The organism is Kitasatospora sp. NPDC085464 (genome assembly GCF_044541955.1).
Classification (GTDB): Bacteria; Actinomycetota; Actinomycetes; order Streptomycetales; family Streptomycetaceae; genus Kitasatospora.
Window position 1 is genome coordinate 15,546 of sequence record NZ_JBITTM010000034.1, and the last position, 12,648, is coordinate 28,193.

Annotated in this window: 7 protein-coding genes and 1 pseudogene; 6 read left to right on the top strand and 2 right to left on the bottom strand. The window is 74.3% G+C overall.

Translation table 11 applies throughout. From position 1 onward, the window contains the following. Positions 1-65: 65 nt before the first annotated feature. The 4 genes from ACIGG8_RS28095 to ACIGG8_RS28110 all read left to right on the top strand — a co-directional run bounded on the left by ACIGG8_RS28095 (position 66) and on the right by ACIGG8_RS28110 (position 6,572). The gene (locus ACIGG8_RS28095; protein ID WP_396551595.1) at positions 66-1,778 is read left to right on the top strand and encodes a carboxyl transferase domain-containing protein; all 1,713 of its coding nucleotides are present in this window, start codon (positions 66-68) and stop codon (positions 1,776-1,778) included. Positions 1,779-1,921: 143 nt separating this feature from the next. After that, positions 1,922-4,225: an acetyl/propionyl/methylcrotonyl-CoA carboxylase subunit alpha gene (locus tag ACIGG8_RS28100; RefSeq protein ID WP_396551596.1), complete on the top strand. Its 2,304-nt coding sequence runs from the start codon at positions 1,922-1,924 to the stop codon at positions 4,223-4,225. Beyond that, complete coding sequence (locus ACIGG8_RS28105) at positions 4,222-5,208, top strand: hydroxymethylglutaryl-CoA lyase (RefSeq protein WP_396551597.1); 987 nt, start codon at positions 4,222-4,224, stop codon at positions 5,206-5,208. The genes ACIGG8_RS28100 and ACIGG8_RS28105 overlap by 4 nt, the downstream gene beginning before the upstream one ends. Before the next feature lie 173 nt (positions 5,209-5,381). Next, positions 5,382-6,572 (top strand): acyl-CoA dehydrogenase family protein, encoded by a 1,191-nt coding sequence (locus ACIGG8_RS28110; protein ID WP_396551598.1) that lies wholly within the window; start codon positions 5,382-5,384, stop codon positions 6,570-6,572. A gap of 233 nt (positions 6,573-6,805) precedes the next feature. Here ACIGG8_RS28110 and ACIGG8_RS28115 read toward each other — a convergent pair whose 3' ends face one another. After that, positions 6,806-7,270: a universal stress protein gene (locus ACIGG8_RS28115; RefSeq protein ID WP_396551666.1), complete on the bottom strand. Its 465-nt coding sequence runs from the start codon at positions 7,268-7,270 to the stop codon at positions 6,806-6,808. A 1,100-nt stretch (positions 7,271-8,370) separates the two neighbouring features. On the opposite strand from ACIGG8_RS28115, the gene ACIGG8_RS28120 reads away from it, so the two are divergent. Further along, positions 8,371-9,306 (top strand): HAD-IA family hydrolase, encoded by a 936-nt coding sequence (locus ACIGG8_RS28120; RefSeq protein ID WP_396551599.1) that lies wholly within the window; start codon positions 8,371-8,373, stop codon positions 9,304-9,306. 6 nt (positions 9,307-9,312) lie between these two features. On the opposite strand, the gene ACIGG8_RS28125 is transcribed toward ACIGG8_RS28120, so the two are convergent. Next, on the bottom strand, positions 9,313-10,113 hold the full coding sequence (locus tag ACIGG8_RS28125) for a GNAT family N-acetyltransferase (RefSeq protein WP_396551600.1): 801 nt from the start codon (positions 10,111-10,113) through the stop codon (positions 9,313-9,315). Between the two features lie 1,046 nt (positions 10,114-11,159). Between ACIGG8_RS28125 and ACIGG8_RS28130 the strand changes: the two are divergent. Next, a pseudogene (locus ACIGG8_RS28130) lies at positions 11,160-12,207 on the top strand (helix-turn-helix domain-containing protein); the annotation flags it as partial. Positions 12,208-12,648: the final 441 nt, after the last annotated feature.

Here is a 12,648-nt window from a genome sequence, read left to right on the forward strand (position 1 = left end):
TTAACGCTGGACTCCATGGGCGCCGAGGCGCCCACCTGGTGCCGAGGGCAAGGGAGCTCTTGGGAATGGTCATCTCAACCGCCGGCGCACCCACCGGCCTCCAGCTCAGCGCGGCGAACGGCACGACGGCGGCGCCGACGGCCCCACCGCCCGGAGCCGCCGCACCGGCGCCCCGGCTCGGCACCTCCGTCGACCCGGGCTCCGCGGCCTACCGCGCCAACACCGAAGCGCACCAGGAGCTGGTCGCCGAGTTGCGCTCGAAGCTCGACGCGGCCGCCCAGGGCGGCGGCGCCAAGGCCCGCGCCCGGCACACCGCACGCGGCAAGCTCCTGCCCCGCGATCGGGTGGACACCCTGCTCGACCCGGGCTCGCCCTTCCTGGAGCTGGCCCCGCTGGCCGCCGACGGGATGTACGACGGGGCGGCGCCCGCGGCCGGGGTGATCGCCGGCATCGGGCGGGTCGCCGGTCGCGAGGTGGTGGTGGTCGCCAACGACGCCACCGTCAAGGGCGGCACCTACTACCCGATGACGGTGAAGAAGCACCTGCGCGCCCAGGAGGTCGCGCTGGAGAACCGCCTGCCCTGCGTCTACCTGGTGGACTCCGGCGGCGCCTTCCTCCCGATGCAGGACGAGGTCTTCCCGGACCGCGACCACTTCGGCCGGATCTTCTACAACCAGGCCAGGCTCTCCGCCTCGGGCATCCCGCAGATCGCCGCGGTGCTCGGCTCCTGCACGGCCGGCGGCGCGTACGTCCCGGCGATGAGCGACCAGGCCGTGATCGTCCGCAACCAGGGGACGATCTTCCTGGGCGGGCCGCCACTGGTGAAGGCCGCCACCGGCGAGCTGGTCACCGCCGAGGAGCTCGGCGGCGGCGACCTGCACTCCCGCACCTCGGGCGTGACGGACCACCTGGCCGAGGACGACGCCCACGCCCTCTCCATCGTCCGCACGATCGTCGCCGGGCTCGGCCCCCGCGCGGCCAAGCCCTGGCCGCTCGCCGCCGTCGAGCCGCCGACCGTGGACCCGGCGGGCCTGTACGGGGCCGTCCCGGTCGACCCGCGTACGCCCTACGACGTGCGCGAGGTGATCGCCCGCCTGGTGGACGGCAGCCGCTTCGCCGAGTTCAAGGCGGAGTACGGCGCGACCCTGGTCACCGGTTTCGCCCGGATCCACGGCCACCCGGTCGGCATCGTCGCCAACAACGGCGTGCTGTTCTCCGAGTCGGCCCTCAAGGGCGCCCACTTCATCGAGTTGTGCGACCAGCGCGGCATCCCCCTCCTCTTCCTGCAGAACATCACCGGATTCATGGTCGGCCGGCAGTACGAGGCGGGCGGCATCGCCAAGCACGGCGCCAAGATGGTCAACGCCGTCGCCTGCACCCGCGTCCCGAAGCTCACCGTGGTGATCGGCGGCTCGTACGGGGCCGGCAACTACTCGATGTGCGGCCGGGCCTACTCACCCCGCTTCCTGTGGATGTGGCCGGGCGCCAAGATCTCCGTGATGGGCGGTGAGCAGGCGGCCTCCGTCCTCGCCACCGTCCGCCGCGACCAGCTGGAGGCACACGGCGAGCAGTGGCCGACCGAGGCGGAGGAGGAGTTCAAGCGCCCCGTCCGCGAGCAGTACGAGCGCCAGGGCAACGCCTACTACGCCTCCGCCCGGCTCTGGGACGACGGTGTGATCGACCCGATGGACACCCGCACCGCCGTCGGACTCGCGCTCACCGCCTGCGCCAACGCCCCGCTGGCACCGCCGGCCCCGTACGGCGTCTTCCGCATGTGATCCCTCGTCATGGCGCCCCTGCGTTCGTGATCCCTCCCTTCCGGGTGTGACGTCCACGGCGCCGGTCCGACCCCGGGCCGGCGCCCGACCGCCCACCGCCACCTCCTTCGTACGGCTCCCCTCGACCCGGAGGAACGCCTCCCATGTTCGACACAGTTCTGGTCGCCAACCGCGGTGAGATCGCCCTCCGGGTGATCCGCACCCTGCGGCGCCTCGGTGTCCGCTCGGTCGCCGTGTTCAGCGACGCGGACGCTGACGCCCCGCACGTCCGCGAGGCGGACGTCGCGGTCCGGCTCGGCCCGGCCGACCGCAGCGACAGCGCGGCGGCCGAGACCTACCTGCGGACCGACCAGATCCTCGCCGCCGCCCGCCGCACCGGTGCCCAGGCCGTCCACCCCGGTTACGGCTTCCTCGCCGAGAACGCCGGCTTCGCCCGCGCCTGCGCCGACGCCGGCCTCGTCTTCATCGGACCGCCTCCCGGTGCGGTCGAGCTGATGGGCGACAAGATCAACGCCAAGGAAGCCGTCCGGACCGCCGGGGTCCCGGTGGTCCCGGGCAGCCAGGCCACCGCGCCCACCGACGAGGAACTCGTCGCCGCCGCCGACGAGATCGGCTACCCGGTGCTGCTCAAGCCGTCCGCCGGCGGCGGCGGCAAGGGCATGCGCCTCGTGCGGGACCCGGCCGAGCTGCCCGCCGAGATCGCCGGCGCCCGCCGCGTCGCACGGACCGCCTTCGGTGACGACACCCTGCTGCTGGAGCGCTGGATCGACCGGCCGCGCCACATCGAGGTGCAGGTGCTGGCCGACGCCCACGGCACCACCGTCCACCTCGGCGAGCGCGAGTGCAGCCTGCAGCGCCGCCACCAGAAGCTGATCGAAGAGGCTCCCTCCGTTCTCCTCAATGCCGAGACCCGCGCCGCGATGGGCGCCGCGGCCGTCCGCGCCGCGGAGTCCTGCGGCTACACCGGGGCCGGCACCGTGGAGTTCATCGTCCCCGGCATCGACCCGGACGCCCCCGCCTCCGCCGCCGAGGGGGTGCGGGACTTCTTCTTCATGGAGATGAACACCCGTCTCCAGGTGGAACACCCCGTCACCGAACTCGCCGTCGCCGTCGGCGCCGACGCGACCAGGCTGGACCTGGTCGAGTGGCAGCTGCGCGTCGCCGCCGGCGAACGGCTCTCCTTCGCCCAGTCCGACGTCTCCTTCCTGGGCCACGCCATCGAGGCCCGCATCTGCGCCGAGGACCCGGAACGGGACTTCCTGCCCACCGGCGGCCGCATCCTCACCCTGGACGAGCCCCGGGGCGAGGGCATCCGCGTCGACTCCGGGGTCGCCCCCGGAACCGTCGTCACCAGCGCCTACGACCCCATGCTCGCCAAGGTCATCGCGTACGGGCCCGACCGCCCGACCGCGTTGCGCCGGCTCCGCGCCGCGCTGGCCGACACCCGCATCCTGGGCGTCACCACCAACACCGGCTTCCTGCGGCGGCTCCTCGCACACCCCGAGGTCGCCGCCGGCCGACTGGACACCGGCCTGGTGGAGCAGACCGCCCAGCAGCAGCCGGCCCTGCTCACCGCGTCGTACTCCCCCGTCAACGCGACCGCTCCGGCCGAGGCCACGACGCCCGCCCACCCCGGGAACGGGACCGACGCCGCAGCGGCCGAACCGCCGTCGCCCGCGCACCTCCTCTACTTCGCGGCCGCGCTCGCACGGCACCTGGAACTCACCCCGGCCGCCACCCCCGGCGGCTGGACCGACCCGTTCTCCCTTCCCTCCGGCTGGCGCCTGAGCGGCACCCCCGCCTGGACCACCCACCGACTCCGTACCCCCGGCCAGGACCCGGTGCCGGTGCGCATCCGTTCGATCACTGCGAGCAACGTAGTCGACGCCACTGACAATTCCGCCGGGCAGGCCCGCGAGGTGGAGCTCCGGCTCGGCGACGGGCCGGTGCACCGCGCCCGCGCGGCCCTGGCCGGCGACCGGCTGCACCTGACCGTCGACGGCCTGCAGACCACCTTCTCGCTGGCCACCGACGCCACCCCCGGCCTCGCCGCCGGACCGGTGACCTGGCTCGGCATCGAGGGCGACGCCTGGCCGCTGCACGCCTACGACCCGGCCGTCGAGCGCGCCGCCGGGGCCGGCGCCCACCACGGCGCCCTGACCGCCCCGATGCCCGGCACCGTCACCGTCGTCAAGGCCACGGCGGGCGAGACGGTCCGCAAGGGCCAGCCTCTGCTCGTGCTGGAGGCCATGAAGATGGAACACGTGATCGCCGCGCCGCACGACGGCGTGGTCGCCGAGCTGCGGGCCACCGCCGGTGCCACCGTCGCGATGGAGGACCTGCTGGTCGTGGTCACCCCGGTCGAGGAGGCCGCCGCCGGGGAGACCGCCACCGGGACTGCCGCCGCGCCCGCCGCGCCCGCCGAACCCGCGGAGGTGCGGTCGTGACCACCCCCGCCCGCGAGCCCGACGCCCTCGACCTGGGCCTGCCCGACCCCGTCCGCGCCCCCGGCCTGCCCGAGGAGGTCCGGATCCACGAGGTCGGCCCCCGGGACGGCCTGCAGAACGAGGGCGCCATGGTGCCCGTCGAGGTCAAGGCCGAGTTCATCGCCCGGCTCGCCGCCGCCGGCCTGCGCACCGTCGAGGCCACCAGCTTCGTGCACCCGAGGTGGGTGCCCCAGCTGGCCGACGCCGAGGACCTGATGCCCAGGCTCGCCGAGCTGCCGGAGCGCCACCCCGGCCTGCGGCTGCCGGTCCTGGTGCCCAACGAGCGCGGCCTGGACCGCGCGCTCGCCCACCACGCCGGCGACATCGCGGTGTTCGCCAGCGCCACCGAGACCTTCGCCCGCCGCAACCTCAACCGCTCGGCGGACGAGGCCATGGCGATGTTCCAGCCGGTCGTGACCCGGGCGACCGGGGCGGGGGTCGCGGTCCGCGGCTACCTCTCGATGTGCTTCGGCGACCCGTGGGAGGGGCCCGTCCCGATCCCGCAGGTGGTCCGCCACGGCGTCCGGCTGCTGGAGATGGGCTGCTCGGAACTGAGCCTCGGCGACACCATCGGCGTGGCCACCCCGGGCCAGGTGAGCGCCCTGCTGACCGGCTTCGCCCGGGCCGGGGTGCCGGCCGACCGGCTCGCCGTGCACTTCCACGACACCTACGGCCAAGCGCTCAGCAACACCCTGGCGGCGCTGCGCGAGGGCGTCACCACGGTGGACGCCTCGGCGGGCGGCCTGGGCGGCTGCCCGTACGCGAAGAGCGCCACCGGCAACCTGGCCACCGAGGACCTGGTCTGGATGCTGCACGGACTCGGCGTCCGGACCGGCGTGGACCTGCGTGCCCTCGTCGCGACCAGCGGCTGGATGGCCGAGCGCCTCGGCCGCCCGAGCCCGTCCCGCACCGTCCAGGCGCTGCTCGGCGCCGCCCGGGGCTGACCGCCCCGCCCCCGCTCCGGCGCCGGCCGCCCGTACGGTCCGGCCGGCGCCCCGCACCCCGCCCGTCCCTCACCCACCCACCCCCGACCGCACCCGCGCGTCCGTCCGACCGACCGACGCCGGTCGTCCCGCCCACGCCCGCGGCCACCAGGCCGGGCATCAGGAGGATCACCATGCTCGACCACCGACTCAGCAGCGAGTACGAGGACCTCCGGCGCACCGTCGCCGAGTTCGCCCAGGACGTGGTGGCGCCGAAGATCGGCGAGTTCTACGAGCGCGAGGAGTTCCCCTACGAGATCGTCCGCGAGATGGGGCGGATGGGCCTCTTCGGCCTGCCCTTCTCGGAGGAGTACGGCGGCATGGGCGGCGACTACTTCGCCCTCGGCCTCGCCCTGGAGGAACTCGCCCGCGTCGACTCCTCGGTGGCGATCACGCTGGAGGCCGCGGTCTCGCTCGGCGCGATGCCGATCTACCGCTTCGGCACGGAGGAGCAGAAGCGCGAGTGGCTGCCCCGGCTGACCTCGGGCGAACTCCTCGGCGCCTTCGGCCTCACCGAGCCGGAGGGCGGCTCGGACGCCGGCGCCACCCGCACCACCGCGCGGTACGACGAGACCACCGACGAGTGGGTCATCAACGGCACCAAGTGCTTCATCACCAACTCCGGTACCGACATCACCGGCCTGGTCACCGTCACCGCGCTCACCGAACCGATCGCTCGTTCGAGTGAAGAAGGCGAATTCCGCTCGCCCACGCGGGAGATCTCCTCCATCATCGTGCCCACCGGGACCCCGGGGTTCCAGGTCTCGAAGAAGTACTCGAAGGTCGGGTGGAACGCATCCGACACCCGCGAACTGTCCTTTACCGACTGCCGCGTTCCCGCGGCCAACCTGCTGGGCGAGCGTGGCCGAGGCTACGCCCAGTTCCTGCGGATCCTCGACGAGGGCCGCATCGCGATCGCGGCCCTGGCCACCGGCCTGGCCCAGGGCTGCGTCGACGAGTCCGTGAAGTACGCCGGCGAGCGCCGGGCCTTCGGCCGGCCGATCGGCGCCAACCAGGCCGTCCAGTTCAAGCTTGCCGACATGGAGCTGCGCGCCCACACCTCCCGCCTGGCCTGGCGGGACGCCGCTTCCCGGATGCTGCACGGTGAACCGTTCAAGAAGGAGGCCGCGATCGCGAAGCTGTACTCGTCCGAGGCCGCCGTCGACAACGCCCGCGAGGCGACCCAGATCCACGGCGGGTACGGCTTCATGAACGAATTCCCGGTGGCGCGCTTCTGGCGCGACAGCAAGATCCTGGAGATCGGGGAGGGCACGTCCGAGGTCCAGCGGATGCTCATCGCCCGGGAGCTCGGCATCACCTCGTGACCGCGCGTCGCCGACCGTCGGGTCGGTGACCGGCGCGGCCGTGACGGCGCCTTCGTGACCGTCACGGCCGCGGCGACTGCGGGGGCTGTGACGGCTGCGGAGGTTTCCGCGGCAGCCACGGCCTGAGCCGAGCCCGCCGGGTCAACCTCCCGCTCCATCAACGGCGTTGAGGAGCGGGCCATGGCGGAGGAGGCAACAGGAGAGGCAGCAGGAGGAGGCGACCGGACGATCCCTCAGGGGATCACGATCACCGGTCGGTTGGCCCGCCGCGCCAGCCGGCCGGAGACCGAGCCGAAGATCTTGCCGAGCAGGCCGTGCGTCGTGCCGACGACGATCGCGTCGGCGGCGTACTCGCGGCCGACCTCCTCGATCTCGTGGCAGATGTCGCCGCCGCGCTCGACCAGGATCCACGGCACCCCGGCGAGGAAGTCCGCGCAGGCGAGCTCCAGGCCGAGGACCTCCGTCCTGTGATCGGGGAGGTCGACGAAGACGGGAGGCTCACAGCCGGCCCAGACCGTGGCCGGCAGGCGGTTGGCCACGTGCACGATCACCAGGCCGCACTGCGAACGGCGCGCCATGCCGACCGCGTAGGCGAGCGCGCGCTCGCTCGACAACGAGCCGTCGAAGCCGACCACCACACCATGCTGAAACGTCGGGTCGAGCGACGGCGCGGGGGCGTCCTGCACCGACGGCTCGATGAGCCCGTCGAACGGGTCGGCCGCGCCGGAAGCCGCTTCCGGACGCTCAGCGCCCGGGCCCAGGCGGCCCGTCACCGGAGGCCCCGCAGGGTCGGCCGGGGCCTCTCCGCGCCGTTGGCGGGGCCCAGGGCGGTCACGGCGGGCGAGGCTGCCACAGCGGGCGAGACCACGCAGAGCGCGCGCGAGACCGTGGGGTCCGTCGCCACCTGCGGCCGGCTCGGCAGGCCGAGTCGCCTCGACGCGCCCCGGGGCCTCCCCGCGAGCAACGGTTCGCGGCTCGACGTACGCACCGGCGTGCCCACTGGCGTGGCCGGCGGTGTGCCCATCGGCGTGGCCGGCGGCGTGCGCGTCCCGGTGCTCGTCGGCAGGGCCGCCGTTCGCTCCGTCCGCTCCGCGGTTCGCGGGGCCGTCCGCAAGGTCACCCGTCCCGCCGTCGGTGCGCTCGACGGCGTGCCCGTCGACCGGACCGAGGTTCGTGCGGACGCCGTCTCCACTCCCGGTCGCCGCTCCCGCGCTGCGGGGCGAGTCCGGTTCGACCGGTCGGGGAGGCTCAAAACCAGCCATGGCTCACGGCTCTTCGAGGGAGAGGGGCCGACAGGAGAGGACAACGCTGCCCGGGCAGCAGGCCCGCTCACGGGATGACGTCGGTCTGCACCGCGCAGCACCGTATGTGACCTGTTCCTTTCAGAGTACGACGGGCGCGGGGCCAGGCCCAGCGGCGAAGCCCCGGAGCGACGTTGTTCCCGCGAAAGGAGGATGCGCCCGCCGTGGCAGTGCGCCCTGTCCGCAGGCGATCGCGCCCCCTCCGGAAAGGAGGTTCCCTGGAGCTTGACTGAGCGGACCGGGCGGCGCAACAGGCCCGCGGGACACCGTGACCGGACTGTCATTGATCGGCGACGATCCGTTGCGGCACGTCGCGAACCGTTACGCCCCGGCGGTCACGACAACCCCACCGACCTGCCCCTGCACCACCCCGCACCCGGCCCGGACGGGATCCGTACGCCAGCTGTCGGAGCCCGATCCAGCCACTTGGTACGGCTTCGCGACGCGCTCTGGCATTTGCCAGGTGCATAGCCGCAGGCGCTGGCACCATGCTCGGCATGCCCCTGCTCCTGTTCGACCTCGACAACACGCTGCTCCCCCGGGACGCCGCTTTCCGGGCGTGGGCGCAGGACTTCCTGTCCGATCACGGCCTTCCGCCCGGCGACCTCGACTGGTTCGTCACCATCGACGGCGGCGGCTACGTGCCGCGCAGCACCGTACTGTCCGCGGTTCGGCGCCGCTACGGCCTGGACGTCTCCGCCGACTTCCTGCTCGCCCACTACCGACGCGGCATCAACTCCCACATCCACTGCCCACCCCGGCACGTCGAGGCCCTGCAGGCCGCGCGGGCGGCCGGGTGGACGCTAGGAATCGTCAGCAACGGCGGCACCCGGCCGCAGTTGGAGAAGATCCGGCGGACCGGTCTGGGGCCACTGGTCGACGGCTGGGTCATCTCCGAGGAGGCGGACTGCGTCAAACCGGATCCGCTGATCTTCGAGATGGCCGCCCAGCGCTGCGGCATCCCGCCCACCGGGGACTGGGCCGCGCACACCTGGATGATCGGGGACCACGCGCCCGCGGACATCGCCGGGGCCGAACTGACCGGGCTGCGCAGCGTCTGGCTGCACCACGGCCGGCCGTGGGCGGAGAGCGGCTACCGGCCGACGCTGAAGGCGGCCGGGCTGCCGGAGGCCGTCGGCCAGGTGCTCGCCGCGCGGAACGCGCCGTCGCCCCGGCCGGGGATCCGCAGCGGCGGGCCCGCCCGGCGGAGGGCTGCCGGAGTGCCGGTGGGGGCGGAGGAGGCGCTGGTCGGCGCACGGTCCGGCGCACGTTCGACGGCGTCCGCCCCGGCGGGTCCGAATGCGCCCGTTCCTGCGAACGCCGGGGCGGGCAGCGCGCCGGGCACCGGAGCCGGGTCCGGTGTCCGAAACCGATCAGCCGGGTTTGCCGTGATCGCCGACGCCCGCACCGGCGTCGCGGCGGGTGCCGGGTAGCGTCCGTCAGCCCTCCGCCGACGCACGGCTCCACCAGCGGGTTCGGGCCTGCTCGACGAACCCGAGCTTGCGGTAGAGCGGTTCGCCGAGCGTGGTGGCGACCAGGGTGGCCGGGCGGTCCGGGTGCGCGTGGGCCAACGCGGTCCGCAGGACGGCCTTGGCGACTCCGCGGCCGCGCCAGTCGGGCAGGGTGGCGACCCAGTACACGCCGGTGGCCCGTCCGTCGTCGTAGGTGAGGCAGGTGCCCGCGACGGCACCGTCGACGCGGCCGAGCCACGCCCGCCACCCGGGTTCGCCGAGCAACTGCTCCGGGAGCGCCTCACCGCGCACCCACGGTCGGCGGGCGGGCAACGGGAACCCCTCCACGATCGCGCGTTCGACCAGCGCGAAGCCGTCCCCGTCCTGCACCTCATCGACCGTCAGGCTGCCGCCCCCGTGCGCCCCGTACACCGCGGGCAGGACGGTCGTCGCACCTTCGACCGGGCCCGGGTCCCGGACCATCACCGGCATCTCCGGCATCCGGGTCGCCCCGAAGCGGGAGAGGTCGAGCCCGCCGTACGGGTCCTCGACGGTGAAGTGCATGGTCTTCCACGCGCTCAACAGGTCCGCCAACTCCTCTTCCAACGAGCCGTGTTCGGCGTAGGGGCGGGTCACCAGGATGCGGTGCGCGTCGTCCGGGGTGCGGGCGCAGCGGACGGCCGTCAGGCCGGGCAGGACGCGGGACCGCCAGCCGTGCACCCGGGCCTGGGCGAGCCAGAAGGCGGCGGCGTTGTCGTTGGCCCGTTCGAGCCGGCTGTCGCTGTTCACGGCAGGACCGTAACCCGGTAGTCCGGATAGCGGTTCCGCCGCACCAGGCTTGGCCGGATGAAGCCTGGGAGGCGCACGACCCGTGCCCGTGCGCCCTCTCGTGCACCGCCGATTTTCGGTCAATTTCGCGCCGATCCCTCCCCCTTGGGCAAATCCGCAGCCCAGACCCGCCGATCGGGCGCACGCGGGCCGGACACCCCAGGAACGGCCCCGCGACAACCAGCCACCGTTGCCCCGGCCCTCTTCCCAGAAGGGTCGACGGGTGCCACGCTTCGTGATCGAATGCATCACGCCAAATTGCCATGTCGACATAGCGTCGGATGGTGAACTTGTCACAACGGCAATGGTCCACCCGATAGATTTCGATCTTGGCCAGCAGTGCCGCACCACCCACACCACACCACCGAGGGGGCTTGAGCGCCTTGAGCAGGGTGAGCAGGAGCGACGCGGGTCCTGACAGCGGCCAGGCGGTGGCCGGCACCGCGGGTCGGTCCGCGAGAAGCACCGGCACCTCCGCCACCTCCGCGATCGCCGCCAGCACCCGCACCCCGGGCGCCGTCCCGCATCCCTCGCACCCCACGGCGCACTCCCCCCTCGGCGGCCCGGGCGCGAACCCGGCCACCGCCGAGCACGGGGCGGCGGCACCGTACGGTGGCCAGCCCCCGTTCGCCGGGCAGAGCAGCTCCGGGCAGAACGGCCCCGGACAGAACGGCCCCGGACAGAACGGCCCCGGACAGAACTCCGGTGGCCTGCACGCCGCCGGACACCCCGTCGGCGGCGGGAACGTCATCGGCGGCGGCCAATCGATCGGGGGCCAGTCGATCGGGACCCAAGCGACCGGCGGACAGCCCGTCAGCCGAGGCCTCGTCAGCCACACCCCGGCCTACGGCGGCGAGCACCCGGGCTACGCGGCCCACCCCGCCTACTCCGGCCATCCCGCCCACCCCGCCTACCCCGGCGGCGCTCCGGGCCCCAACGGCGCCTCCGGAGCCGTCGGCGGCCCGCTCGGCGGACTCGCGCTCGGCTCCGCCCCCGGCCACGGGCCGCTGGGCCACGGCAGCGGACCCGGTGCGAACGGCTCGCTCTCCGCGGTAGCGGCCGCCGCGCCGCGCAAGCTGTCGGGCCGACGCCGCCGGGAGACCGTCGCGGTGCTGATCTTCGGCGGCGCCCCGATCTTCGAGAGTTCCATCCCGCTCTCGGTCTTCGGCGTGGACCGCCAGGACGCCGGGGTGCCCCGCTACCGCCTGCTGGTCTGCGCCGGCGAGGAGGGCCCGCTGGCGACCACCGGCGGCCTGACCCTCTCCGCCCCGTACGGCCTGGAGGCCCTCGCCCGGGCCGGCACGATCGTCGTACCGGCCTGGCGCTCGATCTCCCAGCCCCCGCCGGTCGAGGCCATCACCGCCCTGCGCAAGGCCCACCACGAGGGCGCGCGGATCATCGGCCTCTGCACCGGCGCCTTCGTCCTGGCCGCGGCCGGCCTGCTCGACGGTCGGCCGGCCACCACCCACTGGATGTACGCGCCGACCCTGGCCAAGCGCTACCCGCGGGTCCACGTCGACCCGCGCGAGCTCTTCGTCGACGACGGCGACGTGCTCACCTCGGCCGGCACCGCCGCCGGCATCGACCTGTGCCTGCACGTGGTGCGCAGCGACCACGGCGCCGAGGCGGCCAACGCGCTGGCCCGCCGCCTGGTGGTGCCCAGTCGCCGCGGCGGCGGAGGACAGGCCCAGTACATCGATCAGTCTTTACCGGAGGAGATCGGCAACGACCCGTTGGCCGAGGTGGTCACCTGGGCGCTGGAGAACCTCAACCAGCAGTTCGACGTCGAGGTGCTGGCGGCCCGCGCGTACATGAGCCGGCGCACCTTCGACCGGCGGTTCCGCACGCTCACCGGCAGTGCGCCGCTGCAGTGGCTGATCACCCAGCGGGTGCTCCAGGCGCAGCGGTTGCTGGAGACCTCGGAGCTGTCGGTGGACGACGTCGCGCGCCGGTGCGGGTTCCGTTCGCCGGTGGCGCTGCGCGGGCACTTCCGCCGCCAGCTCGGGGTGTCCCCGGCCGCGTACCGGACCAGCTACCGGGCGCGTCGTCCCGGGCAGCAGTCGCCCGGGGCGGCCGGTGCGCACGGCGGCGACCTGCGGCTGCCCGGCGCGCTGTCGCACGCGGCCGCTTCCTCGGCGGCGGGCGGTGCGCTGTTCGGCGGGGCGCACGGCGGGCCGTCGGCACAGCCGTTCGCGCCGGGGGCAGCGGTGCCCGTCGGTCCGCACGGACAGCCGGTGCACGGACAGCCGGTCGGCCACGGTCAGCCGGGTGCGCACGGCCAGCCGGTCGGGTTCGGTCCGGGACAGGCCGGGACGCCGGCCGCCCAGGCCTTCCACGCCCGCGCCGGTCAGCCGTACCCGCACCAGACCGCCGCGCAGCAGCCGCACCCCGGGCAGCAGGGTGCGGCGGGGCGCGGTCCGGTGCGGCCGCCGCTGGTCCCGCCGCAGGCAGGGTCGGGTGCGGGACGTCCGCCGCGCACCGCCGAGCACGCGGCGG